Annotated in this window: 27 protein-coding genes; 15 read left to right on the top strand and 12 right to left on the bottom strand. The window is 62.4% G+C overall.

Translation table 11 applies throughout. The features are described 5' to 3' along the window. The first annotated feature begins 26 nt into the window (after positions 1-26). The 5 genes from sufC (at position 27) to sufA (ending at position 4,214) form a co-directional block, all read left to right on the top strand. Positions 27-782, top strand: a complete 756-nt coding sequence (gene sufC / locus MESCI_RS22000; RefSeq protein ID WP_013532160.1) for a Fe-S cluster assembly ATPase SufC — start codon at positions 27-29, stop codon at positions 780-782. A 19-nt stretch (positions 783-801) separates the two neighbouring features. After that, on the top strand, positions 802-2,070 hold the full coding sequence (sufD, locus tag MESCI_RS21995) for a Fe-S cluster assembly protein SufD (protein ID WP_013532159.1): 1,269 nt from the start codon (positions 802-804) through the stop codon (positions 2,068-2,070). Positions 2,071-2,074: 4 nt separating this feature from the next. Beyond that, the gene (locus tag MESCI_RS21990) at positions 2,075-3,319 is read left to right on the top strand and encodes a cysteine desulfurase (RefSeq protein WP_013532158.1); all 1,245 of its coding nucleotides are present in this window, start codon (positions 2,075-2,077) and stop codon (positions 3,317-3,319) included. Between the two features lie 21 nt (positions 3,320-3,340). Further along, positions 3,341-3,733 (top strand): SUF system Fe-S cluster assembly protein, encoded by a 393-nt coding sequence (locus MESCI_RS21985; RefSeq protein WP_013532157.1) that lies wholly within the window; start codon positions 3,341-3,343, stop codon positions 3,731-3,733. Between the two features lie 100 nt (positions 3,734-3,833). Beyond that, positions 3,834-4,214: a Fe-S cluster assembly scaffold SufA gene (gene sufA, locus MESCI_RS21980; RefSeq protein WP_013532156.1), complete on the top strand. Its 381-nt coding sequence runs from the start codon at positions 3,834-3,836 to the stop codon at positions 4,212-4,214. Positions 4,215-4,388: 174 nt separating this feature from the next. On the opposite strand, the gene MESCI_RS21975 is transcribed toward sufA, so the two are convergent. Beyond that, positions 4,389-4,886 (bottom strand): GFA family protein, encoded by a 498-nt coding sequence (locus tag MESCI_RS21975; RefSeq protein WP_013532155.1) that lies wholly within the window; start codon positions 4,884-4,886, stop codon positions 4,389-4,391. A gap of 90 nt (positions 4,887-4,976) precedes the next feature. On the opposite strand from MESCI_RS21975, the gene MESCI_RS21970 reads away from it, so the two are divergent. Further along, positions 4,977-5,300, top strand: coding sequence for a TfoX/Sxy family protein (locus MESCI_RS21970; RefSeq protein ID WP_013532154.1), 324 nt, complete (start codon positions 4,977-4,979; stop codon positions 5,298-5,300). Positions 5,301-5,369: 69 nt separating this feature from the next. Here MESCI_RS21970 and MESCI_RS21965 read toward each other — a convergent pair whose 3' ends face one another. After that, positions 5,370-6,287 (bottom strand): pseudouridine-5'-phosphate glycosidase, encoded by a 918-nt coding sequence (locus tag MESCI_RS21965; protein WP_013532153.1) that lies wholly within the window; start codon positions 6,285-6,287, stop codon positions 5,370-5,372. 74 nt (positions 6,288-6,361) lie between these two features. Next, complete coding sequence (locus tag MESCI_RS21960) at positions 6,362-7,306, bottom strand: carbohydrate kinase family protein (RefSeq protein WP_013532152.1); 945 nt, start codon at positions 7,304-7,306, stop codon at positions 6,362-6,364. Positions 7,307-7,586: 280 nt separating this feature from the next. On the opposite strand from MESCI_RS21960, the gene recA reads away from it, so the two are divergent. Together recA and alaS are read left to right on the top strand one after the other, a co-directional pair. After that, the gene (gene recA, locus MESCI_RS21955) at positions 7,587-8,684 is read left to right on the top strand and encodes a recombinase RecA (RefSeq protein ID WP_013532151.1); all 1,098 of its coding nucleotides are present in this window, start codon (positions 7,587-7,589) and stop codon (positions 8,682-8,684) included. A gap of 292 nt (positions 8,685-8,976) precedes the next feature. Then, on the top strand, positions 8,977-11,643 hold the full coding sequence (gene alaS / locus MESCI_RS21950) for an alanine--tRNA ligase (RefSeq protein WP_013532150.1): 2,667 nt from the start codon (positions 8,977-8,979) through the stop codon (positions 11,641-11,643). 51 nt (positions 11,644-11,694) lie between these two features. Here the strand turns inward: alaS and MESCI_RS21945 are convergent, their stop codons facing one another. The 3 genes from MESCI_RS21945 to MESCI_RS21935 all read right to left on the bottom strand — a co-directional run bounded on the left by MESCI_RS21945 (position 11,695) and on the right by MESCI_RS21935 (position 14,744). Continuing rightward, on the bottom strand, positions 11,695-12,321 hold the full coding sequence (locus MESCI_RS21945) for a glutathione S-transferase family protein (RefSeq protein ID WP_013532149.1): 627 nt from the start codon (positions 12,319-12,321) through the stop codon (positions 11,695-11,697). A 12-nt stretch (positions 12,322-12,333) separates the two neighbouring features. After that, positions 12,334-13,545: an NADP-dependent isocitrate dehydrogenase gene (locus MESCI_RS21940; protein WP_013532148.1), complete on the bottom strand. Its 1,212-nt coding sequence runs from the start codon at positions 13,543-13,545 to the stop codon at positions 12,334-12,336. A gap of 221 nt (positions 13,546-13,766) precedes the next feature. After that, positions 13,767-14,744, bottom strand: coding sequence for a right-handed parallel beta-helix repeat-containing protein (locus tag MESCI_RS21935; protein ID WP_013532147.1), 978 nt, complete (start codon positions 14,742-14,744; stop codon positions 13,767-13,769). A gap of 582 nt (positions 14,745-15,326) precedes the next feature. On the opposite strand from MESCI_RS21935, the gene MESCI_RS21930 reads away from it, so the two are divergent. The 3 genes from MESCI_RS21930 to MESCI_RS21920 all read left to right on the top strand — a co-directional run bounded on the left by MESCI_RS21930 (position 15,327) and on the right by MESCI_RS21920 (position 17,287). Continuing rightward, positions 15,327-16,241 carry an RNA methyltransferase gene (locus tag MESCI_RS21930; RefSeq protein ID WP_013532146.1) on the top strand — a complete coding sequence of 305 codons (915 nt, stop codon included), beginning with the start codon at positions 15,327-15,329 and terminating at the stop codon, positions 16,239-16,241. Next, a complete protein-coding gene (murI, locus tag MESCI_RS21925) occupies positions 16,234-17,034 on the top strand; it encodes a glutamate racemase (protein ID WP_013532145.1) in 801 nt (266 codons plus the stop codon). Before MESCI_RS21930 ends, murI begins: the two co-directional genes overlap by 8 nt. 64 nt (positions 17,035-17,098) lie before the next feature. Further along, a complete protein-coding gene (locus tag MESCI_RS21920) occupies positions 17,099-17,287 on the top strand; it encodes a DUF3008 family protein (protein ID WP_013532144.1) in 189 nt (62 codons plus the stop codon). A gap of 111 nt (positions 17,288-17,398) precedes the next feature. Here MESCI_RS21920 and MESCI_RS21915 read toward each other — a convergent pair whose 3' ends face one another. Further along, positions 17,399-17,608 carry a hypothetical protein gene (locus MESCI_RS21915; protein ID WP_013532143.1) on the bottom strand — a complete coding sequence of 70 codons (210 nt, stop codon included), beginning with the start codon at positions 17,606-17,608 and terminating at the stop codon, positions 17,399-17,401. A gap of 375 nt (positions 17,609-17,983) precedes the next feature. On the opposite strand from MESCI_RS21915, the gene rpsD reads away from it, so the two are divergent. From rpsD to MESCI_RS21895, 4 genes are all read left to right on the top strand, one after another. Next, entirely contained in the window at positions 17,984-18,601 is a 618-nt protein-coding gene (gene rpsD, locus MESCI_RS21910) for a 30S ribosomal protein S4 (protein ID WP_013532142.1), read from the top strand. A gap of 107 nt (positions 18,602-18,708) precedes the next feature. After that, positions 18,709-19,596 (top strand): tRNA 2-thiocytidine(32) synthetase TtcA, encoded by an 888-nt coding sequence (gene ttcA / locus MESCI_RS21905; RefSeq protein ID WP_013532141.1) that lies wholly within the window; start codon positions 18,709-18,711, stop codon positions 19,594-19,596. After that, positions 19,586-20,413 (top strand): inositol monophosphatase family protein, encoded by an 828-nt coding sequence (locus MESCI_RS21900; protein ID WP_013532140.1) that lies wholly within the window; start codon positions 19,586-19,588, stop codon positions 20,411-20,413. The genes ttcA and MESCI_RS21900 overlap by 11 nt, the downstream gene beginning before the upstream one ends. Before the next feature lie 59 nt (positions 20,414-20,472). Next, entirely contained in the window at positions 20,473-20,880 is a 408-nt protein-coding gene (locus tag MESCI_RS21895) for a hypothetical protein (protein WP_013532139.1), read from the top strand. On the opposite strand, the gene MESCI_RS21890 is transcribed toward MESCI_RS21895, so the two are convergent. The 5 genes from MESCI_RS21890 to purL all read right to left on the bottom strand — a co-directional run bounded on the left by MESCI_RS21890 (position 20,877) and on the right by purL (position 25,885). After that, positions 20,877-22,145, bottom strand: a complete 1,269-nt coding sequence (locus tag MESCI_RS21890; RefSeq protein ID WP_013532138.1) for a multidrug effflux MFS transporter — start codon at positions 22,143-22,145, stop codon at positions 20,877-20,879. The genes MESCI_RS21895 and MESCI_RS21890 overlap by 4 nt on opposite strands. Positions 22,146-22,308: 163 nt before the next feature. Further along, positions 22,309-22,644: a Grx4 family monothiol glutaredoxin gene (gene grxD / locus MESCI_RS21885; RefSeq protein ID WP_013532137.1), complete on the bottom strand. Its 336-nt coding sequence runs from the start codon at positions 22,642-22,644 to the stop codon at positions 22,309-22,311. Positions 22,645-22,785: 141 nt separating this feature from the next. Continuing rightward, complete coding sequence (locus tag MESCI_RS21880; protein ID WP_010909092.1) at positions 22,786-23,019, bottom strand: BolA/IbaG family iron-sulfur metabolism protein; 234 nt, start codon at positions 23,017-23,019, stop codon at positions 22,786-22,788. 125 nt (positions 23,020-23,144) lie between these two features. Further along, on the bottom strand, positions 23,145-23,657 hold the full coding sequence (locus MESCI_RS21875; protein WP_013532136.1) for a hypothetical protein: 513 nt from the start codon (positions 23,655-23,657) through the stop codon (positions 23,145-23,147). Beyond that, positions 23,654-25,885 carry a phosphoribosylformylglycinamidine synthase subunit PurL gene (gene purL, locus MESCI_RS21870; protein WP_013532135.1) on the bottom strand — a complete coding sequence of 744 codons (2,232 nt, stop codon included), beginning with the start codon at positions 25,883-25,885 and terminating at the stop codon, positions 23,654-23,656. The genes MESCI_RS21875 and purL overlap by 4 nt, the downstream gene beginning before the upstream one ends. Positions 25,886-25,912: the final 27 nt, after the last annotated feature.

Genomic DNA, 25,912 nt, shown 5'->3' with positions numbered 1-25,912 from the left:
CGGACAGATATTCAGGAAACGAAAAAATGCTTGAAATCAGAAACCTGCACGCCCGCATCGTCGATGACGGCACCGAAATCATCCGCGGTCTGAACCTGACGGTGAAAGCCGGCGAGGTTGCCGCGATCATGGGGCCGAACGGCTCGGGCAAATCGACGCTGTCCTACATCCTCGCCGGTCGCGAGGACTATGAGGTGACCGAGGGCGACATCCTCTACAACGGCCAGTCGATCCTCGAAATGGATCCGGCCGAGCGCGCCACGTCAGGCATCTTCCTCGCCTTCCAGTATCCGATGGAGATACCGGGCGTCGCCACCATGGAATTCCTGAAAGTGGCGATGAACGAGCAGCGCAAGGCGCGCGGCGAGGAGCCGCTGAAGATCCCGGAATTTTTGAAGCGCGTGAAGGAAGCCGCCGCCTCGCTCAGCATGGAGATGGCGATGCTGAAGCGGCCGCTTAATGTCGGCTTTTCCGGCGGCGAGAAGAAGCGGGCGGAGATCCTGCAGATGAAATTGCTGGAGCCGAAATTGTGCGTGCTCGACGAGACCGATTCCGGCCTCGACATCGATGCGCTGAAGATCGTTTCCGACGGCGTCAACGCGCTGCGCGCGCCGGACCGGGCGTTCCTGGTCATCACCCACTACCAGCGCCTGCTTGAGCACATCGTGCCCGACACCGTGCACGTGCTCTACAAGGGCCAGGTTATCAAGTCGGGCGACAAGTCGCTGGCGCTTGACCTGGAAGCCAACGGCTACGCCGGCGTGATCGGCGAAGCCGCGTGAGATGCCAGAGGTAATACCGATGAACATGCACACACAACCGCAACGGACACCGGCCGAAACAGCGTTGATCGACGCGTTCGGCGACCGGCTGTCGCTGCTGCCGGGCGACGGCGCGGTGATGCTGAAGCGCGACGACGCCATCGAGACGATCAAGCACGGCCTGCCGACGCGGCGCGTCGAATCCTGGCACTACACCGACCTCCGCCGGTTGCTGAATACCGTGCCGGACTTCGACCCTGCCGCCATGGCCAAAGCCATTGCGCCGATCGTCGACGGTTCCACTGTGGTGTCGATCCTGAACGGCAAATCCGACGCCAAAGTGCCGGTTCTTGAAGGCGTCTCTTTCCAGCGCCTGTCGGAAACGCTGGTCGACGGCAGCGCAGCAGCTGGGCTCGATCCCTATGGCAGCGACGACGCCATCGGCGCGCTGAACACGGCTTTCGTCGCCGACGGATATTTTGTCGACATCGCCGATGGCGTGGAACTCGAAAAGCCGGTCGAACTGCAGAACCTGCAGGCCGGCGGCCAGACCCATGTGCGCCTGCCAGTGCGCGTCGGCGCCGGCGCCAAGGCCGTCATCGTCGAACGGCAGACAGGTGACGGCGCTGCCCTGGGCAGCTCGGTCAGCCAGCTCGTGCTCGGCGAAGGCGCCGAGGTGACGTGGCTGATCGTCCAGGAACAGCCGGAAACGGCGACGCATCTGGCGCAGTTCAAGGCCCATATCGGCAAGAACGCCAAGCTGACGCTGTTCGTCATGAACGCCGGCGGCAGACTGGTGCGCCAGGAGATCATGGTCAGGACGACTGGCGAAGGCGCCGATTTCAAGCTGCGCGGCATCAACCTCTTGGCCGGCGACACCCACACCGACGTGACCATGGTTCTCGACCACGCCGTGCCGCACACGACCTCGACGGAGATCATCCGCAACGTGGTGACGGGCAAGGCGCGCGGCGTGTTTCAGGGCCGCATCAACGTCCATCAATATGCGCAGAAGACCAACGCCAAGATGGCATGCAACACGCTGTTGCTGTCGGACGACGGCGAGTTCTCGACCAAGCCGGAGCTTGAAATCTTCGCCGACGACGTGATTTGCGGCCATGGCGCGACGGTCACCGAGATCGACCACGATCATCTGTTCTACCTGATGGCGCGCGGCGTCGACGAGAAAAGCGCGCGGGGGCTGCTCGTGAAGGCCTTCGTCGCCGAGGTCATCGAGGAACTGGACGACGAGGCGATCGTCGAAGCGCTGGAAGCGCGGCTCGACGGCTGGTTCCTGGCACACGGGTGACCTGATGAACGCACCGGGCAAGATCGGAGATTTCTACGACGTCGAAGCGATCCGCCGCGATTTCCCGATCCTGTCGCGGGAAGTCTATGGCAAGAAGCTGGTCTATCTCGACAATGGCGCCTCGGCACAGAAGCCGCAGGTGGTGCTCGACGCTGTCCAGCACGCCTACAGCCAGGAATATGCCAACGTCCATCGCGGCCTGCATTTCCTGTCCAATGCCGCGACCGACGCCTACGAAAAGGCGCGCGAAACGGTACGCCGTTTCCTCAACGCGCCAAGCACCGACAACATCATCTTCACCTCGAACACGACCTCGGCCATCAACACCGTGGCCTATGGCTATGGCATGCCCAACATCGGCGAGGGCGACGAGATCGTGCTGTCGATCATGGAGCACCACTCCAACATCGTTCCCTGGCATTTTATCCGCGAGCGGCAGGGCGCCAAGCTGGTCTGGGTGCCGGTCGACGATCTCGGCGTCTTCCACATCGAGGAATTCGAAAAACGGCTGACCGACCGCACCAAACTGGTCGCCGTCACGCAGATGTCGAATGCGCTGGGCACGGTGACGCCGATCAAGGAAATCGTGCGCATCGCGCATGCGCGTGGAATTCCCGTCCTCGTCGACGGCAGCCAGAGCGCCGTGCATATGCCGATCGATGTGCAGGATCTCGACTGCGACTTCTTCGTCTTCACCGGGCACAAGGTTTATGGCCCTTCGGGCATCGGCGTGCTCTACGGCAAGAAGGACATTCTCCAGGGCATGCGCCCCTTCATGGGCGGTGGCGAGATGATCGAGGAGGTGACGGAAGACATCGTCACCTACAACGAGCCGCCGCATCGTTTCGAAGCCGGCACGCCGCCGATCGTGCAGGCGATCGGACTGGGTGCCGCGCTTGACTATATGGAAACGATCGGCCGCGAGCGCATCGCCGCGCATGAGGAAGACCTCAAGACTTATGCGCATGAGCGGCTACGCGCCATCAATTCGCTGCGCATCTTCGGCGATGCGCCCGGCAAGGGCGCCATCATCTCGTTCGAACTGCAAGGCATTCATGCGCACGACGTGTCGATGGTGATAGACAGACAGGGCGTTGCAGTCCGCGCGGGCACCCATTGCGCCCAGCCGCTGTTGAAACGTTTCGGCGTAACCTCCACATGCAGGGCATCGTTCGGCATGTATAATACCAGGGCCGAAGTCGACGCTTTGGCCGAGGCGCTTGAAAAAGCGCGCAAATTCTTCGGATGACGATTTTTTTGGGTGACGACCATGGATGATGCAAGCATCGCTGCCGAGACCACTCCGGAAACCGCGCCCAATGCGCTGGTTTCGGGATCGGCCATTCCAGCCGACGAACTGGCGCGGTTGACCGACGACATCGTATCGGCGCTGAAGACGGTCTACGATCCGGAAATCCCGGCCGATATCTACGAGCTCGGCCTCATCTACAAGATCGACATCGAGGACAATCGCTCGGTCAAGATCGACATGACGCTGACCGCTCCCGGCTGCCCTGTCGCCGGCGAAATGCCCGGCTGGGTCGAAAATGCCGTCGGCGCCGTCGAAGGCGTGTCCGGCGTCGAGGTCAACATGACCTTCGACCCGCCCTGGTCTGCCGACCGCATGTCGGAAGAGGCGCAGGTGGCGGTGGGTTGGTACTAGCGTCAAGCCTGGAACACTTGCGCCAGGGATAAAACTTCACCATTTTAGGTGAGGAATCATTCGGCAGGCCTTGAACCTGCATGGAATGGAAGGAAAAAGAATGGGACGCTTCGCCGTCATCACCATGACCGAAAAGGCCGCCGACCGGGTGCGCGAGATCGTCGCCACCCGCGACAACGCGCATGGCATCCGCCTCGGCATCAAGAAGGGCGGCTGCGCCGGCATGGAATATACGGTCGATCTGGTGACCGAGCCCAACACCAAGGACGACCATATCGAGCGCGACGGCGCTCATGTCTATGTCGCGCCCGAGGCTGCGCTATTCCTGTTCGGCACCGAGATGGATTTCGAGCAGACGACGCTGCGCACCGGCTTCACCTTCCACAACCCGAACCAGAGCTCGGCCTGCGGCTGCGGCGAATCCGTCGAACTGAAGCCGGCCGACCTGAAGGCACTGGCAGAGGCACGCGCCTCGGCCTGAGTTTCTTCGCCCTGGGGAGAAAGTGTCACGAAATGAGGATGAGGGGCAGCGCCAGCCTCTCCAGAGTTAGCTCCGCCCAGCCTGCCGGCGTACGTCGTTAGAAAATCCAAGCAATTGGCTTTTCGTTCGCTGCGCGGATCACTCCTCACCTCCCCGTAAACGGGGCGAAGAAACTCACTCCACCCACATGCCCGTCCGCTTGTGCCAATCGGCGATCGATTCCTCGGGATAGACGTCGAAGACCTTGTCGTGCTTGCCAACCACCGGCTCGACCCAGTTCGCCTTGTATTTCAGCATCAGGTGCACCTTGCTCTGTGGGATGGGCAGGTCGCTGTCGATCGCCGAGGCGAAGGGATGCACAAGCTCCGGCCAGGTTGGATCGTAGAGCCAAAGGGCTGAGCCGCATTTCTTGCAGAAATTGCGCTCGCCGGTTGAGATTTCGCAATGCGGATGCTCGTCGTCCTCGATCTCCGCCCGAAAGACGCCGAGGCTGCGCTTGCCCCTGATGTTCAGTGTCTCGTTGTCGGCACCGAGATTGATGGCAAACCCGCCGCCGCCCTGCTGCTTGCGGCAGATCGAGCAGTAGCACAGCATGAATGGCGCCGGCGTGTGGCTCTCCACCTCGAAACGCACGGCATTGCAGCGGCAGGACCCTTTCAGCAGAAGCGGCATGGCGGGAAAACTCCGATACCTCTCTCAACCTGTCAGCATGATTTTGGTTGCGGCGATGACAAGGCCAAACGCCGGTGACATGATCTCGGCATGGACAATGAACGCATCGCCGAACTGTTCGAGGGCCTAGGCCCGGTCAGCATCCGCAAACTGTTCGGCGGCAAGGGCATCTATTTCGACGGTGTGATCGTCGCCATCGTGCTGCGCGGTGAGTTGATGCTGAAGGCCGACGAACAAAGCGCGCCCGAGTTCGAGGCCGCCGGCTGCACGCAATGGACCTATACCGGCTCGCGCCACGGCAAGCTGGTCGCCATGCCCTATTGGAGCGTTCCAGACAGCGCTTTCGATGACCCCGACGAGATGACTGTGTGGGCACGGCGTGCCTATGAGGCGGGGCGGCGGGCGGGGAAGTGAATGCCAACCTTCTTGGCACAGCGGAGGGACAGCACCCCCCTCTGTCCCGCCGACCTTGGAGGCCGTGCCCTACAATGCCCTGGCTATCCTCGCCGCCAGCCGTGCATTGTTTTCCACCAGCGCGATGTTGGTCTTGAGGCTCCTGCCGCCGGTCAGTTCGAGGATTTTTCCCAGCAGGAACGGCGTCACCGCCTTGCCGGTCACGTTGAGCGCTTCGGCGGCCTTCTGCGCGGCGTCGATATAGCCCGCCATCTCCGCAGCCGGGATTTCCTGGTTTTCCGGCACAGGATTGGCAATCAGCATGCCGCCAGCAAGCCCAAGTGCTGCCCGCGTCTGGTAGAAATGCGCGATCTCTTCCGGCTCGTGCAAGCTCAGCGGCGCGCGGAACGGCGATTGCCTGGACCAGAAGGCCGGCATCGTCTCGCAGCCATGGCCGATCACCGGCACGCCGCGCGTCTCCAGCACTTCCAGCGTCTTTTCGATGTCGAGGATGGCCTTGGCACCAGCTGAGACGACAATCACCGGGGTGCGCGCCAGCTCGTCGAGATCGGCGGAAATGTCAAAGCTCTTTTCGGCGCCCTTGTGCACGCCGCCGATACCGCCGGTGGCGAACACTTTTATGCCGACCATATGCGCCGCGATCATCGTGGCGGCGACCGTGGTGCCGCCGGTGCGCCCTTGCGCCACGGCAAAACCGAGATCGGCGCGCGACAGCTTCATCGCGTCGCCCGTCATCGCCAGCGATTCGCGCTCGCCGTCCGAAAGCCCGATCTTGATGCGGCCGCCAACCACGGCGATCGTCGCCGGCACGGCGCCGCCATCGCTGATGATCTTTTCGACATCGGCCGCCATGGCGCCATTGTCGGGGTAGGGCATGCCATGGGTGATGATGGTGCTTTCCAGCGCCACCACCGGCCGGCCGTCGGCCAGGGCCTGCGCCACCGGCGCGTGGATGTCGATGAAGGGGCGGGCGGTCTCAGGGGTCATCAAGGTCTCCTATCCGGAATGCGGCGCGTCCGTCGGACGCTCGGCAACATCGCGGCACTATGAATTCGCCGGTCTCATGCCATTTCCCTGGCATCCGGCACAAGAGCCAACGCTTCCGCGAAGCTCGCCGCGGTGAACTCCGGAACGGCGGCGGCGCTTTCGATGGCAAGCGTCGCCCCGGCAATGCCTTCGCGCAGAGCTGCCCGCAACGGCAGTCCGCGCAGCAAGGCAGCGACCGTTGCGCCTGCCAGCGCATCGCCGGCGCCGGTGACGTCGGCGACCTTTCTTGGTGGCGGCGGCAGGATAGAGAAGGCGCCGGCTTCATCGAAGCCCAGCATGGGCCCGCCGCCTGCCGTCACCACGCCGCTGACGAGGCCGCTGCATCGCAACCCGTCGACGACCTCGCGCTCCGTGGCATTCGCGGCGACGCCGGCCAGCGCCATGGCCTCGCGCCGGTTCATGAAGACCAGCGAAAGCTCCTTCAGCACCGGTAGCAACCGCACCACCTTGGCCGGCGAAATGGCAATCGCGAAAACCGGCTTGCCCGCGGCGAGCGCGACCAGCCGTTCCAGCGCCGTCGTCGGAAGATTGGCGTCGCAGAAGACGGCATCTGCGGCGGCGATCACCTCCCGCACCCTGGAGCGCCTGATCTGCTTGGGAAACGCCAAATCATAGAGCGCCATGTCGGCAAAGCCGACGATCAGCTCGCCTTCGCTGTCGATCAGCGCCGTGTAGCTCGGCGTCGTGCGGTCGAGGAAGACCGCCGACAGGTCGGTAATGCCTGCCCCGGCAATGGCTCGCGAAACGGTGTCGGCAGCGGCATCGCCGCCGCGAACCGACATCAGCGACGCGGAGACGCCGCGCCGCACGGCACTGCGCAAGGCGTTGAAGACGCCGCCGCCGACATCCTCGCGCATTGTGCCCGGATTGGAGGCGGCGGGCACGTAGGCACCGGACACCTGGCCGCGCCGGTCGATATGGGCGCCGCCTACGGCCAGTATTTTCGCGGATTTCAGCATGCCGGCGATATGACCTTTGTTATTCCAGCCGCACAAGCGCTAGGCTGTGCGACCGAGCTTCGCATGCAAGGCGGCGATTCGGCAGGTCGAAACAACCGAGCCGTCTGGCCCAACGTGCGGTGCATTCCTGATCGAATCCTTGGACAAAAAAAGAACAAATCCGGATAATGCTTGTTTTTCAGATATTTGATCCCTCTTGCCAAATGAGAACAAAAAAGGTACAAATAAGCAGGGATTACGGATTGTCCGGCCTTCATTGACGACCAAGGGGTGATGTATCATGGCTCAGAATTCTTTGCGGCTGGTAGAGGACAAGGCAGTGGACAAATCAAAGGCTCTGGATGCGGCGCTGTCGCAGATCGAGCGGGCTTTCGGCAAGGGCTCGATCATGCGGCTCGGCGCCAACGAGCAGGTCGTCGAGATCGAAACGGTGCCGACCGGCTCGCTTGGCCTCGACATCGCGCTTGGCGTCGGTGGCCTGCCGCGCGGCCGCATCATCGAGATCTACGGGCCGGAAAGCTCGGGCAAGACGACGCTGGCCCTGCACACCGTGGCCGAAGCCCAGAAGAAGGGCGGCATCTGCGCCTTCGTCGATGCCGAGCACGCGCTTGATCCGGTCTATGCCCGCAAGCTTGGCGTCGATCTCGAAAACCTGCTGATTTCGCAGCCCGACACTGGTGAGCAGGCGCTGGAAATCTGCGACACGCTGGTGCGCTCCGGCGCCATCGACGTGCTGGTGGTCGATTCGGTCGCGGCGCTCACGCCACGCGCCGAAATCGAAGGCGAGATGGGCGATTCGCTGCCCGGCCTGCAGGCCCGCCTGATGAGCCAGGCGCTGCGCAAGCTGACCGCCTCGATCTCGCGCTCCAACACCATGGTCATCTTCATCAACCAGATCCGCATGAAGATCGGCGTCATGTTCGGTTCGCCCGAGACGACGACCGGCGGCAACGCGCTGAAATTCTACGCATCGGTGCGCCTCGACATCCGCCGCATCGGCTCGGTCAAGGACCGCGACGAAGTCGTCGGCAACCAGACCCGCGTCAAGGTGGTCAAGAACAAGCTGGCGCCGCCCTTCAAGGTGGTCGAGTTCGACATCATGTATGGTGAAGGCGTGTCCAAGACCGGCGAACTGGTCGATCTCGGCGTCAAGGCCGGCGTGGTCGAGAAGTCGGGCGCCTGGTTCTCCTATAATTCGCAGCGTCTCGGCCAAGGCCGCGAGAATGCCAAACTGTTCCTGCGCGACAATCCCGACACCGCACGCGAGATCGAGCTGGCGCTCCGACAGAATGCCGGGCTGATCGCCGAAAAGTTCCTTGAGAATGGCGGCTCCGAAGGTGGCGACGACGGGTTCGAGGAGGAATCCGGCGCGATGTGACAACTCGCGAGGTCGGCCGGAGTTCGGCCATAATCGCATTCTATTATCTCGGGCTTAAGTAATCGAGTTCCGCGTTAATGCGTTTTGAAACCGCCGGCCCAGTGCCGGCGGTTTTGCGTTTCGGCGGCGAAAACAGGCCGGTTCGAACGGCCGGCAAAGGCCGTGGATTGGACCAATTCCGTGTTTCTGGACAGGGTGAAGCGCGGCGGCTAAAAGGCCAAGTCCTAATCTTCTAAAACGCAGAGCCCATTTCCGCCGGTTTGCCGGCGGCCCTTCCGAAAAGGCAGCATTCATGAGTGGCGTGAACGAAATCCGGTCGACATTTCTCGACTACTTCCGCAAGGAGGGTCACGAGATCGTCGCGTCGAGTCCGCTGGTGCCGCGCAACGACCCGACGCTGATGTTCACCAACGCCGGCATGGTACAGTTCAAGAACGTCTTCACCGGCCTGGAGAAGCGGCCCTATTCGCGCGCCTCGACCGCCCAGAAGAGCGTTCGCGCCGGCGGCAAGCACAACGATCTCGACAATGTCGGCTACACCGCGCGTCATCTGACCTTCTTCGAGATGCTCGGCAACTTCTCCTTCGGCGACTATTTCAAGGAGCGCGCCATCGAGCTTGCCTGGAACCTGATCACCAGGGAATTCGGGCTGAGCAAGGACAAGCTGCTGGTCACCGTCTATCACACGGACGACGAGGCGGCCGGCTTCTGGAAGAAGATCGCCGGTTTTTCCGACGACCGCATCATTCGCATCGCGACCTCGGACAATTTCTGGGCGATGGGCGACACCGGACCCTGCGGGCCGTGCTCGGAGATCTTCATCGACCGCGGCGAGCACATCTGGGGCGGCCCTCCCGGCAGCCCGGAGGAAGATGGCGACCGTTTCCTGGAATTCTGGAACCTGGTGTTCATGCAGTATGAACAGGTGACGAAGGAGGAGCGCATCGACCTGCCGCGCCCCTCGATCGACACCGGCATGGGCCTGGAGCGCATGGCCTCCATCCTGCAAGGGGTGGAAAGCGTCTTCGAGACCGATCTGTTCCGTCACCTGATCGACGCGGCCTCGTCCGCGATCGGGCATGGTCCCGACAAGGAGACGGTCGCCTCCTACCGGGTCATTGCCGATCATCTGCGCTCGTCCTCCTTCCTGGTCGCCGATGGCGTGCTGCCCTCGAACGAAGGCAGGGGCTACGTCCTGCGCCGCATCATGCGCCGCGCCATGCGCCATGCGCAGTTGCTCGGTGCCAACGAACCGCTGATGTGGAAGCTGGTGCCGGCGCTGGTGCGCGAAATGGGCCAGGCCTATCCGGAACTGCTGCGCGGCGAACAATTGATCACCGAGACGCTGAAGCTCGAGGAGACCAGGTTTCGCAAGACGCTGGTGCGCGGCCTCGGCCTGCTTTCCGAGGCGACCGAAACGCTGCATGCCGGCGACATGCTGGATGGCGAGACGGCCTTCAAGCTCTACGACACCTATGGCTTCCCGCTCGACCTGACGCAGGACGCACTGCGCCAGCGCAGCATCTCGGTCGATACTGCCGGCTTCACCAACGCGATGGAGCAGCAGAAGGCCGAGGCGCGCAAGCATTGGGCCGGGTCCGGCGACGCCGCCACCGAGACCATCTGGTTCTCGGTGCGCGAGAAGGCCGGCGCCACCGAGTTCCTCGGCTATGAGACTGAAGCTGCGGAAGGCATCATCCAGGCGCTTGTCCGGGACGGCAAGGCTGTCGACGGCGCCGGCAAGGGCGACGCGGTGGCGATCGTCGTCAACCAGACGCCGTTCTATGCCGAGTCCGGCGGCCAGATGGGCGACACCGGCGTCATCTCCGGCGAGGGGTTCTCGATCGAGGTTTCGGATACGCAGAAGAAGGCCGACGGGCTGTTCGTGCATATCGGCAAGGTGGCCAGCGGCACCGTCAAGACGGGCGCGGCTGTCGAGCTGAAGGTCGATCATGCAAGGCGCTCGAGGCTGCGCGCCAACCATTCCGCGACGCATCTGATCCATGAGGCGCTGCGCGAAGTGCTGGGCAGCCATGTCGCACAGAAGGGCTCGCTGGTCGCGCCCGAGCGCCTGCGCTTTGACATCTCGCACAACAAGCCGATTTCGGCCGAAGACCTCGAAGAGGTCGAGCGCATGGCCAACGAGATCGTCGTCCAGAACGGCCCGGTGACCACGCGCCTGATGTCGGTCGACGATGCCATCGCCGAGGGCGCCATGGCGCTGTTTGGCGAAAAGTACGGCGACGAAGTGCGCGTCGTGTCGATGGGCACCGGCCTGCACGGCGCCAAGGCGAACCGGCCCTATTCGGTCGAGCTCTGCGGTGGCACCCATGTCCGGGCGACCGGCGATATCGGCCTCGTGCGTGTCGTATCGGACAGCGCGGTCGCCGCCGGCGTGCGCCGCATCGAGGCATTGACGGGCGAAGCCGCGCGCAAACATCTCGACGAGCAGGACAGGCGTTTGAAGGCGACGGCAGCCGTGTTGAAGATTTCGCCGGCCGATGTACCGGCGCGCGTCGAGACGCTGCTCGAAGAGCGCAAGAAGCTCGAAAAGGAACTGACCGAAGCGCGCAAGAAGCTGGCATTGGGCGGCGGATCGTCTGCCGATGCTCCAGCCGCCAATGAGACGGTGGCCGGTGTCGGCTTTCTCGGCAAGACGGTCTCAGGTGTCTCACCGAAGGACCTGAAGCCGCTGGCCGATGCCGGCAAGACGTCGCTCGGCTCCGGCGTCGTCGTCTTCGTCGGCTCCGGTGAGGACAACAAGGCCAGCGTCGTCGTCGCCGTCACCGACGACCTCGTCGGCCGCTTCAGCGCCGTCGACCTTGTCCGAGTGGCCTCGGCGGCGCTCGGCGGGCAGGGCGGCGGCGGGCGGCCCGACATGGCCCAGGCTGGCGGCCCCGACGCTTCCAAGGCCGATGATGCGATTGCTGCGGTAAGGGCGGCACTCGAAGCGGCGTAGGGAGTGGACTGAATTTAAAGCAACGGTTGGAGGGACAGCGGACGTCTCTTATCAGCCGATTTTTTCAGTCTGCACGAAGCTCGGCCGAGCCGCAATGCGCGCATACCAGTCCCGGATATCAGGGAACTCGGCCAGCAGATTTTGCCCCTCGGCGACCTTGACGAAATAGCCGATGATCGGTGCGGCATGCAGGTCGGCCAGCGTCAGCTGGTCGCCCAGCAGCCACGGTCCCGGCGCTTTCAGCGCGGACAGCGTCCGAAGCGCTTTGCTCGCCTGAGCAAGGCCGCCGGCGATCAACGCCTCATCCGGCTGAGCCTTCTCCAGCCGCTCGACGGCGACATCCCAGACCATCGATCTGTAGGCATAGGCATCGAGCATGCCGATGATCTGGTTCATGGTTGCGCGGCCACGAGGCTCCGTCGCTTGCAGCGCTGGCCCGTCGAACGCCTCGTCAACATATCTGGCAATCGCGCTCGTCTCGAACAGCCGGAATCCGTCATGCTCGAAGGCCGGGATGCGGCCGAACGGATGATGTTCGAAATACCAGGCGGGAACGCCCTCGGCGGCAAAGACATCGACCGGCACAAGCTCGTAGTCGATGCCTTTTTCCGCGAATACGAGGCGGACGATGCGTACATAGACGCTGTAATCCGCCCCGTAGACGATGGGCTTGCCCATCTTGCTTACTTATCAGGCCATCGCCTTCTGCAGGTTCTCGTCGATCTTGTCGAGGAAACCGGTGGTCGACAGCCAAGGCTGGTCGGGGCCGATCAGCAGCGACAGGTCCTTGGTCATGAAGCCGGACTCGACCGTCTGGATGCAGACTTTTTCCAGCGTCTCGGCAAAGCGCTTCAACTCGGCATTGTCGTCGAGCTTGGCGCGATGGGTGAGGCCACGCGTCCAGGCGAAGATCGAGGCGATCGAATTGGTCGAGGTTTCCTCGCCCTTCTGATGCTGGCGGTAGTGGCGGGTGACGGTGCCGTGCGCGGCTTCCGCTTCCACGGTCTTGCCGTCCGGCGTCATCAGCACCGAGGTCATCAGGCCGAGTGAGCCGAAACCTTGCGCGACCGTGTCGGACTGCACGTCACCATCATAGTTCTTGCAGGCCCAGACATAGCCGCCCGACCATTTCAGGGCGGAGGCCACCATGTCGTCGATCAGGCGGTGCTCGTACCACAGCTTCTTCGACTTGAACTCGGCCTCGAATTCAGCCTCGTAGACCTCCTGGAAGATATCCTTGAAGCGGCCGTCATAGGCCTTGAGGATGGTGTTCTTGGTCGACAGATAGACCGGGTAGTTGCGCAGCAGGCCGTAGTTCAGCGAGGCGCGGGCGAACTCGCGGATCGACTCATCGAGATTGTACATGGCCATGGCGACACCGGCGCCGGGCGCATCATACACGTCGTGCTCGATCACCTGGCCGTCCTCGCCGACGAACTTGATGGTCAGCTTGCCCTTGCCGGGGAAGCGGAAATCGGTGGCGCGGTACTGGTCGCCGAAGGCATGACGGCCGACGATGATCGGCTTGGTCCAGCCGGGCACCAGGCGCGGCACGTTCTTCATGATGATCGGCTCGCGGAAGATGGTGCCGCCGAGGATATTGCGGATGGTGCCGTTCGGCGACTTCCACATCTTCTTCAGCTTGAACTCCTCGACGCGCTGCTCGTCAGGCGTGATCGTCGCGCATTTCACGCCGACGCCGTATTTCTTGATGGCGTTGGCCGAATCGATGGTCACCTGGTCGTTGGTGGCGTCGCGATGCTCGATGCCGAGGTCGTAATATTCCAGCTTGAGGTCGAGATAAGGGTGGATCAGCTTGTCCTTGATGAACTGCCAGATGATGCGGGTCATCTCGTCGCCGTCGAGTTCGACGACCGGGTTCGCCACCTTGATCTTCGCCATGGAAAGAATGCCTCGTTCGAAAGTTGATTGATTGCGGGCCGGCCCCGCCAGAATAGGACCTCGCCTATAGCAAAGCGATCCGGACGGTGCAAACTGGGGCAAGGCGAAAGACGCGGGCCATTGCCGTAGTAAGCGGGAACAAAAAAAGGCGATGCCTGCACGCCTCTTGGGAAGCTGCCGGCATCGCCTTTGTTTCATGCTGCCGCCGAGGCGGCAGGCGCTTATTGCAACGGTGTACCGCCGGGGCCGGGGAATGCCGTGATCGGCGTGCCGTCGGTTAGGTTGCCGGAAATCATGTTGTTCTTGAACGACTGGACGGCGCCGCTACCAGTGTTGCTGGCTCCGGTGACATTGCCGAATACCACCGATCCGCCGAGAAAGGCGATGGCGCTGCCGTTGCCGCTGGCGGCAGCACCGTTTGCGTTGACGCCGACGCCGGCATTGGCGCTGATCGTGGTGCCTACAATTGTCGCGCGCACCGGCGATGCCGCGGCGATGGATTTGATCGCAACACCGTTGCCGGTGTTGCCGCTGACCAGGCTGTTGGTCAGTGTCATGTTCATGGCAATGGTGTTGCCAGTGCCGTCGACAAGAATGCCGCTGCCGCTGTTGGTCACTTCAACCTTTGAGAGGATGGCATTGATTCCGGCGGCCACGGACGATTTGATAAGAACACCTTCCGCACCTACCTCGGCTATCCGGGTGTTGCTTATGTAGAGTTCGCTGCTCCCGTTGGCGGCAAATTCGACGCCGTTGCTGGTAAACCTCTCAATGTTGCAGTCCTCGACATGCAGTTGACCTTGACCAAGCATACGCACGCCGTCGAGGCCGGTACCCAAACCGAATATGTCGAGGCCGCGAAGATGCACCGCGGAGCCGGCAAGGGTGTTGACAATGATAGCGTTCGTGCCGCTCACAAGCACACCAGCTTCAGTGTTTCTGCAGTCGATGGTGATGGATTTGGTGATGGTGACCCCGCCAAAGCCGCCCGGATCGATACAGTTGATTTCGCCGCTCGTCGCGGTCTTCGAGATAGCACCGGCAAATGTCTTGCAAGGTGCCGTTCGGCTGCACGGATTGGCGTCGTCGCCAACGCCGGAAACCCATGTCCGTGTCGCTTGCGCGGAAGCCGGCGCAATCAGGAAGGCTGACGCCAGAGCCAGCACTGCGAGTGAAAGGAAAAATCGTACGACTTTCATTTGCCCCTCCTATTTTAGCCAACACCCTCGTCGGCCATTGAAACCCGTGTCGAAATGCTTGGGGCACAGATAAAAGACATGAGTGTGCAAGCGCACTCCGCCTTCCAAGACTATTCGTCGATGCACATTGAACCCCAAGCGATATGGATATTACCTGTTTCTAAATTGATTCTCCAGCGACGCGATGTGTCACCGCAAATAAATATCCGCTCGGATGGTAGATGATTTCGTGTCATGCGAAAATATCAACGATAGCAACAGCGTGCACGAGCCGCCACATATTGCAAAGATTTTGGGTGACTGTGCGCAGTACGGTAGGAAGTAGAGTCCCACCATTTTTGTCCGTACGGCTCAGCAATTCGTCCGTCGGCGCACAAGCGGTCCTATCTTCTAGCCTGCCGGTCAACGCATCCATAGCGTGCGACCACCTGCTCATTCACGTAATCCTAGGTCCGCTGTGTAAGCCAACGGAGCGGCAGGGGTACATAGGGTTATTTCTCGGTTTGCCGGTCGACCGCTCTTCAAAAAGCCGTATCGATATGGCAGGACGCGGGAACTTCGTAGCGCAATCATCTGGAACATATGGCAGGAACGGACTTTCAGCGTGGCCTCATGACCGCCGGCCCGGCGATCATCCTCGTCGAGCCTCAGCTTGGCGAGAACATCGGCATGGTCGCGCGCGCCATGGCCAATTTCGGTCTGTCGGAGCTGCGCCTCGTCAATCCGCGTGACGGTTGGCCGAGCGAGAAGGCACGCGCGGCGGCGAGCCGCGCCGATCATGTCATCGACGCCGTCACCGTCTTTGACGATCTGGCCTCGGCGCTCGCTGACCTGAACTTCGTCTTCGCCACCACGGCCAGGCAGCGCGACGGCTTCAAATCCGTGCGCGGGCCGGTGGAGGCGGGCAGATTGCTGCGGGCGCGCCACGCAATGGGCCAGCGCACCGGCATCCTGTTCGGACGCGAACGCTTCGGCCTCTACAATGACGAGGTCGGCCTTGCCGACGAGATCGTCACGTTCCCGGTCGATCCCGATTTCTCATCGCTCAACATCGCCCAGGCCGCGCTTCTGATGTCCTACGAATGGATGAAGTCCGGCCTGGAAGACGAGACCAAGACCAATTTTTCCGGCCCGGACATGAAGCCGGCAAGCAAGGAGGAATTGCACGGCCTGTTCGCCTATCTCGAAGGCGCACTGGAAGCGCGCGGCTATTTCCGGCCGGCACCGAAGAAGCCGAAAATGATCGACAATCTGCGTGCGGTGCTGACGCGCGCCGGTTTTGCCGAACCGGAGCTCAAGGTGCTGCGCGGCATCATCTCGTCGCTCGACAGGTTTTCGCCGGCGATGCCGCGCGGCGACGGGTCCCCTGGCGATGATCCACGGCGCTTGCCCGCGGCCGCCGCGCGGGCCCGCAAGGCGGAAGCGGCGCGCCTTGCCGGCGCCGGCAAGGACGATGACATACCGCCGCTTGGCGGAAAAGGAACCGACAATGACTGAGCGGCCGATCCTGATGTTCGATTCGGGCATCGGCGGGCTCACCGTGCTGCGCGAGGCGCGCGTGCTGATGCCCGACCGCCGCTTCATCTATGTCGCCGACGACGCTGCGTTTCCCTATGGCGCCTGGGAAGAGCCGGCGCTGAGGGTGCATATCCTCGAATTGTTCGGCAAACTGCTTGAGCGGTTTGCGCCGGCCATTTCGGTCATCGCCTGCAACACCGCCTCGACGTTGGTGATCGACGCGCTGCGCGACAGATTTCCCGAGCATCCTTTTGTCGGCATGGTGCCTGCGATCAAGCCGGCGGCGGAACGCACGCGCTCAGGGCTGGTTTCGGTGCTGGCGACGCCTGGCACCGTCAAGCGCCAGTACACGCGCGACCTGATCAGCAAATGGGCGCAGAAATGCCATGTCCGCCTGGTCGGCAGCGACAGGCTGGCGGGACTGGCTGAGATCTACATGCGTGAGGGCTTCGTCGATGAGGAGGCCGTGCGCGCCGAGATCACGCCATGCTTCGTCGAACGTGATGCGCTGCGTACGGATATCGTCGTGCTCGCCTGCACACACTACCCCTTTCTGGCCAATCGTATGCGCAAGACGGCGCCTTGGCCGGTCGACTGGCTCGACCCCGCCGAAGCGATCGCGCGCCGGGCGCTGTCGCTTCTCGCCGACATCGATCCGAGCGGTCGTGGCGAGATGTTGCCTGAAGGGCCCGACCTTGCCGTCTTCACATCGAAAAGAGCCGATTTCCCCACCCGCCGCCTGATGCAGGGGTTCGGGTTGGCGATGTCGTGATTGCGAAGCGGAACATCACGGCAGTCGTTGCGTTTTTCTCCTGATGCCAACGGGAGAAAGAGCCATGCCAGCCACCTCGAAAGCCCAGCAGAAAGCCGCCGGCGCGGCTCTGTCGGCCAAGCGCGGCGAGACCAAGAAGAGCGAACTCCAGGGCGCTTCCAAGGGAATGTACGAATCGATGAGCGAAAAGCAGCTCGAGGAATTCGCCGAGACGAAGCGCAAGGGCCTGCCGGAGAAGAAGTCGAAAGGCTAGAGTGCGGTCCGCCGTTCAAGGGAAACGCCGAAGAACACGAGCGGAATCGAAAGCCCGCGGCCAAACCGCGGGCTTTGAAGTGATGTCGGCCGCCTGAGACCGGATTGGAGCCTACCAGCGCCCTCTGCACTGCTTGATCTTGTAGCGGATGACCTTCTTGTGGCCGTGCCGCCAGATAATTTTCTTCTTGATCACGATGCGGCAAGCCTGGTGGTGCCGGTGCCCTTGCCAATGCCTGGCCTCAGCCGGCTCCGGTGTCATGACCGCCATGGATCCCGCCAACACAGCGGCTCCTGTCAGGGTAAGGAAGAATTTCTTCATGCGAATGTAGCTCCTCTGCTCCGGTCCCTTCCTGATGCCGCTGGCGCAACCTCCCGCCACATCCGGCACTGTACTCAACCCAGAGACGCTATATCGTCGCCATGGCCTACGCCAGCCACAAGCTTGACACCGGTTAAATCTCCGTTTAATCAGCGCGCCAACACCGGGCCGCAATGCCCGGTGGTTTTCTTTATGTGCGCAAGATGCGTGGAAATCCAATTCTACTATCTTGTTTGAACTGACGTGTCCCGTGGGTTTTCCGCCGCGTTGCGTGGGAAAACCCTGTCAGGTCTCGAAAACGGAGGCCAGAGGAGGGCGCGTTTCCTTCACCCGGACCATGAGGTTCCGGGTGTGTTGTTTTGAAAAGGGAATGCGATGAGCAAGCGCGAATCCGCGAAGTACAAGATCGACCGCCGTCTCGGCGAAAACATCTGGGGCCGCCCGAAGTCCCCGGTCAACAAGCGTGAATACGGCCCCGGCCAGCATGGCCAGCGCCGCAAGGGCAAGCTTTCCGATTTCGGCCTGCAGCTGCGCGCCAAGCAGAAGCTGAAGGGGCACTATGGCGACGTTTCGGAAAAGCAGTTCCGCAAGGTTTATGAAGAGGCTGACCGCCGCAAGGGCGACACCTCGGAGAACCTGATCGGCCTGCTCGAGTCGCGTCTCGACGCGGTCGTCTACCGCGCCAAGTTCGTGCCGACCATTTTCGCCGCCCGTCAGTTCGTCAACCACGGTCACGTCAACGTCAACGGCAAGCGCGTCAACATCGGCTCGTACCGCTGCAAGCCGGGCGATGTCGTCGAAATCCGCGAAAAGTCCAAGCAGCTGGTCATCGTTCTGGAAGCGGTCGGTCTCGCCGAGCGCGACGTGCCGGACTACATCGAAGCCGATCACAACAAGATGGTCGCGACCTTCTCGCGCATCCCCGGCCTGGCGGACGTTCCGTTCGCCGTGCAGATGGAACCGAACCTGGTCGTCGAATTCTATTCGCGCTAAACGAGCGCGTTCTGCGACATCCTGCGAAGGCCGCCCGTCGAGGCGGCCTTTTCTTTGTCGGTCATGTCCGCTAATCCGGCGCTCTGGGCCATTGAAAGCGACATGCCATGAACATGCTTCCAGACATTGAAACGCTCGAACCGGTCGCCGACAGCGAAGGCGGTTTCCATCCGCTGTTCGCCGACGTGCCGTCCTCGGTCGAGTTCAACAAACTGCGCAAGCGGCTGCTGCGGCTGACCCGGCAGGCGATCGAGGATTTCTCGATGGTCAAGCCCGGCCAGCGCTGGCTCGTAGCGCTGTCGGGCGGCAAGGATTCCTACGGCCTGCTCGCGGTGCTGCTCGACCTCAAATGGCGCGGGCTCTTGCCGGTCGATCTTCTGGCCTGCAATCTCGACCAGGGCCAACCGAATTTCCCCAAACATATCCTGCCGGACTATCTCGACAGCCACGGCATTGCGCACCGGATCGAATATCAGGACACCTATTCCGTCGTCACCGACAAGCTGCCGGCGGGCAGCACCTATTGCTCGCTCTGCTCGCGTCTCAGGCGCGGCCATCTCTACCGCATTGCACGCGAGGAGGGGTGCTCGGCGCTGGTGCTCGGCCACCATCGCGAGGACATTCTCGAGACCTTCTTCATGAACCTCTTCCATGGCGGGCGTCTCGCCGCCATGCCGCCAAAACTGCTCAATGACGAAGGCGACGTCATGGTGCTGCGGCCCTTGAGCTATTGCGCCGAGGTTGATCTGGAAAAATTCGCTGCCGCCATGCGATTCCCTATCATTCCCTGCGATCTCTGCGGCAGCCAGGAAGGTCTTCAGCGCAACGCCATGAAGGCGATGCTCGAGGACCTGGAAAAGCGCATGCCGGGCCGCAAGGATACGATGCTGCGCGCGCTGTCGAACAGCAGGCCATCGCATCTGCTCGACAGAAAGCTATTCGATTTCGCTGCCCTCAACGAGACCCTCACCACAAGGCAAGCCGATGACATTTGACGACACCGCGATCGACTGGCTGGCCGGCATTCTGGCCGAGGCGGCACTGGCCGAGATCATGCCGCGCTTTCGCCGGTTGGGCGATGGCGATGTCAGGCAGAAGACGTCGGCCGCCGACCTGGTGACCGAAGCCGACGTCAATGCCGAGCGGCTGATCACCGCGCGGCTGCGCGAGCGGTATCCCTCAGCGATGGTCGTCGGCGAGGAGGCCTGTTCCGACAATCCAGCGCTTTTAAACGGGTTGGGCGATGCCGATCTGGCCTTCGTCATCGACCCGGTCGACGGTACTTTCAATTTCGCCTCCGGCGTGCCGCTGTTCGGCGTCATGCTGGCGGTCGTGGTCAAGGGCGAGACTGTCGCCGGCATCATCCACGATCCCGTCGGCAAGGACTGGCTGATTGGCGCCAGGGGTGCCGGCAGCCATATCCGGCATGCGCACGGCAGCATCGAGAAGGTGCATGTAGCGGTACCCGCGCCGATCTCGGAGATGACCGGCTCTGTCTCCTGGCAATATATGGCCGAGCCGGAACGGACACGGCTGGCGCGCAACCAGACCAAGATCCTGTCGCAGTTCGCCTATCGCTGCGCCGCGCACGAATATCGCCTGCTGGCGAGCGGCCATGCCCACTTCGTCGTCTACAACAAGCTGATGCCGTGGGACCACCTGGCCGGCGTGCTGATCCATGCCGAGGCCGGCGGCCATGCGGCGCGCTTCGACGGCAGCGCCTATCTGCCCTCGCATCTCGGCGGCGGCCTGCTTGTCGCGCCAGACAAGGAAAGCTGGCACGAATTGCGCCGCGAGCTCTGGGCGCAGTAGGATCGATTGCTGCGTTAGCCGAAAGCAGTACAATCTCGCGCAAATCCGGAGGCTCTCGAATGAAACCTCGGTTTGCATTTGTCGCGGTGGCTCTTGCCGCCGGTCTGTTCGCCAGTTCCCTGGAAGCAAGGTCGCAAGAGCGCAGCTGTCGCAGTACCGATCCCGTCGACACGATAAAGGAGATGTCGGACGCGATCTATGCCTGCTGGAAGCCGCCACCTGGAACCGCGGGCATGTCCCTCACGCTGCGGTTCTCGCTTCGCCGCAACGGCACGCTGATCGGCAAACCTCGCGCCACATATTCCGATCTGGGAACCGATGCCCAGCGCAGCCGGGCCTTCGTGGCATCCATCCTCAGGGCACTCGATGACGCTCTGCCATTGCACTTTTCGGACAGCATGGGCGAAGCAATTGCGGGGCGCATGCTTGCCCCTCGGTTCACGGCAGCCCTTGAAGGTGCGTCCTAATGCAAGTCGGTGATGTGCCCTGAAACGGGCGGGTTCTGTGGCTGGAACATCTTGCCGCGCTCGGCGATGAAGATCATCAGCAGCGCGGCGACCGAGACGCTGCAGAAGCCGGCGGCCAGCGGCGTCACCGTGCCGTTGAAGGCCTGGCCGATCAGCGTGCCGAGAATGCCGCCGAGAAACGTCTGCATGAAACCGAGGATCGACGAAGCCGTGCCGGCCAGTTGGCCGAGCGGCTCCATGGCCAGCGCGTTGAAGTTCGCGCCGAGCGCACCGAATGGAAGCATGGCGCAGGCAAAGAAGGTGATGAACAGCCAGAGCGGCATCTTCATCTCCAGCGAAATCACCAGCCAGGCAAGGCTGATGACCAGGAACAGCAGCAACGCACTCTGCGACAGGCGGCGCATGCCGATGCGGCCAACAAGGCGCGAGTTCAGAAAGTTGGAGAAGGCGAGCACGCCCGCAACCCCGGCAAAGATGACCGGGAACATCTCGCCGACTTTGAAAATGTCGACATAGATCTGCTGCGCCGAAGCGATGAAGCCGAACATGGCGCCGAAAATGAAGGTGCTGGCGAAGGCATAGCAGATCGCAATGCGGTTGGTGAGAACGATACGAAACCCGCCGACAATGGAGTTGAGCGTCAGCGGCCGGCGATGTTCGGGATGCAGCGTTTCAGGAAGGCGCAGCAGCGACCAGGCCGAGACGAGCAGCGCACCGACGGCCATGGTGACGAAGATCCAATGCCAGGTCGCAAACAGCATGATAAATTGGCCGATGCCGGGAGCAATGACCGGTATCGCCATGAACACCATGAAGATCAGCGACATCACCTCGGCCATGCGCCGGCCGTCGAACGTATCGCGCACGATCGAGACCGCGATGACACGAGTGGCGGCTGCACCGATGCCTTGCACGGCCCGGCACAGCAGAAGTGTTTCAAAGCTTGGTGCAACGGCGGCGGCCGCAGCCGCGGCGACATAAATCACCAGCCCTGCGACCAGTGGTGCGCGACGTCCGAAGCGATCCGAGATCGGCCCGAAGAACAGCTGCCCGCCACCGAAGCCCAGAATGTAGGCCGTTATGACGTACTGCCGGTGGTTTTCATTTTCGACGCCGAGCGAGGCGCCGATCTGCTGCAGAGCCGGCAGCATGATATCGATGGCCAGCGAGTTCAGCGCCATCAGTGCCGCGCACAGAGCGATGAACTCCCAGCGCGGAATGGGCAGTTTGCTTGCCGATTGCGGCGCTGGTCTTGGCTGGTCCACGGCAAGTCCGATCTTTCAAACGAAAATGCGCCGGCGGGCCGGCGCATTGGCTCGTCCTGGTCCTGGGGTCAGGACATGAAAATTGCCGAGGTGAGGTTGCCCCGGTGCCTGGTGCTCGATGCCCGAAAATCAAAGTCGATTTCGGGCATGCACAAAACAGAAATCAGGCGGCGCCTTTGACGCTGACGCCCTTCTCGACGAGGAACGTCTGCAGCTCGCCCGCCTGGAACATCTCGCGCACGATGTCGCAACCGCCGACGAATTCTCCCTTGACGTAGAGCTGAGGGATCGTCGGCCAGTTGGAGTATTCCTTGATGCCCTGGCGCAGTTCAGCCGAGTCCAGGACGTTCACGCCTTTGTAGTCGGCGCCGATATAGTCGAGGATCTGGACGACCTGGCCGGAAAATCCGCATTGCGGGAAACCAGGTGTGCCCTTCATGAAAAGGACGACGTCGTTGCCCTTCACTTCATTGTCAATGTAGTCGTTGATGCCGCTCATGGAATATCCTTTCCCGCCTGTGGGAGTCAGGCTCGAAACATACCCTTCAAATAAACCCAACGATTGCTCGAAACAAGACGTTAGCCGCGCCGTGGCTGAAATGGCGCAAAGGATGAGCCATGTTGGGCCAAGCGCTAAGGGTCAGTCGGGAACGCTGGTCTGCAGCGCCAATGCGTGCAACACGCCGCCCATATTGCCCTTCAGCGCGTCATAGACCATCTGGTGCTGCTGGACGCGGCTCTTGCCGCGAAAGCTCTCGGCCACCACCTCGGCCGCATAGTGGTCGCCGTCGCCGGCGAGATCGCGAATCGTCACCTTGGCGTCCGGAATGCCGTCCTTGATCAGTTTTTCGATGTCGTGGGCATCCATTGCCATGGCAAAATCCTGTTTCGAGCGGCCGGTAGCCGGCCATAAGATGAGAGTCGGGTGAGCCTAAAGCCTTTCCGGTCCGGATTGAAGCCGTTCTGTCCCGCCAACGGCCACACGGCTTCAGAGAAAGACTAGGCCGGTGGGCTTGCTTCATCCTCGGCAACGTCCTCGCGTGTCGAGAAAGCGCGGCCAAGGCTGAAGGCAAGCACATAGAGCGGCGCGTTGAGCAGCAGGCTGACAATGGGGAGATAGCTCGTCATTTGCCAAGCCGGCGAGAAGAACCCTTGGCCATGGCCGTCGCAGATGAGCGACGAGCCGTACTCCCACAACGCGCCCACGACCACCGTGCCGGCGAAAAGCTTGACGCAGGTGACGATGTGCCTTGCCCGTGCCGGATCCGGGAAAAGGCGGCCCCAGAGCACCAGGCAGATGATCGGGACCGCGTAGAGGACGTTCTGCAGCGCCAGCATCGGGACGGCGCCGTTCGCCGCGGCAAGGAACTCCGCACGTGTTTCCAGCCGCATACAAACCTCGCTCGAGGTTGTCGACAGCAGGAAAAAGACGAACGGTCCCAGGAACCAGAAGAAGAACAGCGACGGCCAGAAAACGACTGCAAGCAGCGCCCGGGCAGCCAGCGTGGTCAACTAGCCTGATCCATGAAGCGTGGGAACCAGCCTTCGTGAGCCGAGGAGAGTTCGCTGACCGGGATTGCCCTGGCGTCGCCAAGCTTCAGCGCGCTGCCGCCTGTGGAGCCGATCCACGGCGCGAAGATGCCAAGCTCGCCCTGCTGCTTGCGAATGGCGTCCCATTCGTCACCATGCGGGTCGATCGACAGCGTCAGCAGATAACGGCCCTGATCCTCGCCGAACCAGACCGGGATCGGGTCGGTGCCGACAAGGCCGGGAACGGTGGCGCCGATGCCGGACGCCATCACCATTTCGGCTAAAGCCACCGCGATACCGCCATCGGAAACGTCATGCGCCGCCGTGACGATGCCGGAGGCGATGAGCGCGCGGACATGGTCGCCGACGCGCTTTTCATGCTCGAGGTCGACCGGCGGCGGCGGTCCATCCGTGCGGCCGTGTATGTCCCTGAAATAGACCGATTGCCCGAGATGCGTTCCCCAGGACGCCGGCGCGCCGACCAGCAGGATCATTTGGCCCTCGGCCGCAAAGCCGGCCCGCACCATCTTCGACCAATCGGCGATCAGGCCGACGCCGCCGATGGTCGGGGTTGGCAGGATGCCCTGGCCGTTGGTCTCGTTGTAAAGCGAGACATTGCCGGAGACGATCGGGAATTCGAGCGCACGACAGGCGTCGCCGATGCCCTTCACGGCACCGACCAGCTGGCCCATGATCTCGGGCCGTTCCGGGTTGCCGAAATTGAGGTTGTCGGTTGCGGCCAGCGGCAGAGCGCCGGTGGCGGTCAAGTTGCGCCAGCATTCGGCCACCGCCTGCTTGCCGCCCTCGTAAGGGTCGGCCTCGCAATAGCGCGGCGTCACGTCGGACGAGAAGGCGAGCGCCTTGGTCGCATGGCCTTCGACCCGCACCACGCCGGCATCGCCGCCTGGAAGCTGCAGCGAATTGCCCTGGATCAGCGTGTCATACTGCTCCCACACCCAGCGGCGCGAAGACAGGTCGGGACCGCCGAGCAGCTTCAGCAGCGCGTCTGCAACATCGGCTTGCGGAACGTCATTGGCGGCCAGCGGCGCCGGCTTCTTCGGTTCGATCCACGGCCGGTCATATTCCGGAGCCTTGTCGCCAAGATCCTTGATCGGCAGGTTGGCAACCTCGTCGCCCTGGTGCAGCACGCGGAAGCGCAGATCGTCGGTGGTCTTGCCGACGATGGCGAAGTCGAGCCCCCATTTGTGGAAGATCGCCTCGGCTTCCTTTTCCTTTTCCGGACGCAGCACCATCAGCATGCGCTCCTGGCTTTCCGAAAGCATCATTTCGTAGGCGCTCATGCGCTCTTCGCGCACCGGCACCTTGTCGAGATCGAGCTCGATGCCGAGGTCGCCCTTGGCGCCCATTTCGACCGCCGAGCAGGTGAGGCCGGCCGCACCCATGTCCTGGATGGCGATGACGGCGCCCGAGGCCATCAGTTCGAGGCTGGCTTCCAGCAGGCACTTTTCGGTGAAGGGATCGCCGACCTGCACTGTCGGACGCTTCTCATCGATCTTGTCGTCGAATTCGGCCGAAGCCATGGTGGCGCCGCCGACGCCGTCGCGGCCGGTCTTGGCGCCGAGATAGACGACCGGCAGGCCGACTCCCTTGGCTTCGGACAGGAAGATCGCATCGGTCTTGGCAAGGCCCGCTGCAAAGGCGTTGACCAGGATGTTGCCATTGTAGCGGGCATCGAAATTGACCTCGCCGCCGACCGTCGGCACGCCGAACGCGTTGCCATAGCCGCCGACGCCGGAAACCACGCCTGAAACGAGGTGCCTGGTCTTGGGATGGTCGGGCGCACCAAAACGCAGCGCATTCATCGCCGCGATCGGCCGCGCGCCCATGGTGAAGACGTCGCGCAATATGCCGCCGACGCCGGTCGCCGCACCCTGGTAGGGCTCGATGTAGGATGGGTGGTTGTGACTCTCCATCTTGAAGACGACGCAGTCGCCATCGCCGATGTCGACCACGCCAGCATTCTCGCCCGGCCCCTGGATGACCTGAGGTCCGGTGGTCGGCAGCGTGCGCAGCCATTTCTTCGAGGATTTGTAGGAGCAGTGCTCATTCCACATCGCCGAGAAGATGCCGAGTTCGGTGAAGCTCGGCTCGCGCCCGACGAGGTCGAGAATGCGCTGGTACTCGTCGGGCTTGAGCCCGTGTGAGGCAATGAGCTCGGGGGTGATCGGCACGGAATTGGAAATGGTCATGGGCGGCGATTTTTATCCGGGACGTTG

Source organism: Mesorhizobium ciceri biovar biserrulae WSM1271 (genome assembly GCF_000185905.1).
Taxonomy (GTDB): Bacteria; Pseudomonadota; Alphaproteobacteria; order Rhizobiales; family Rhizobiaceae; genus Mesorhizobium; species Mesorhizobium ciceri.
The sequence above is the reverse complement of the archived record's forward strand: the minus strand, read 5'-3'. Positions and strand labels throughout refer to the sequence as shown.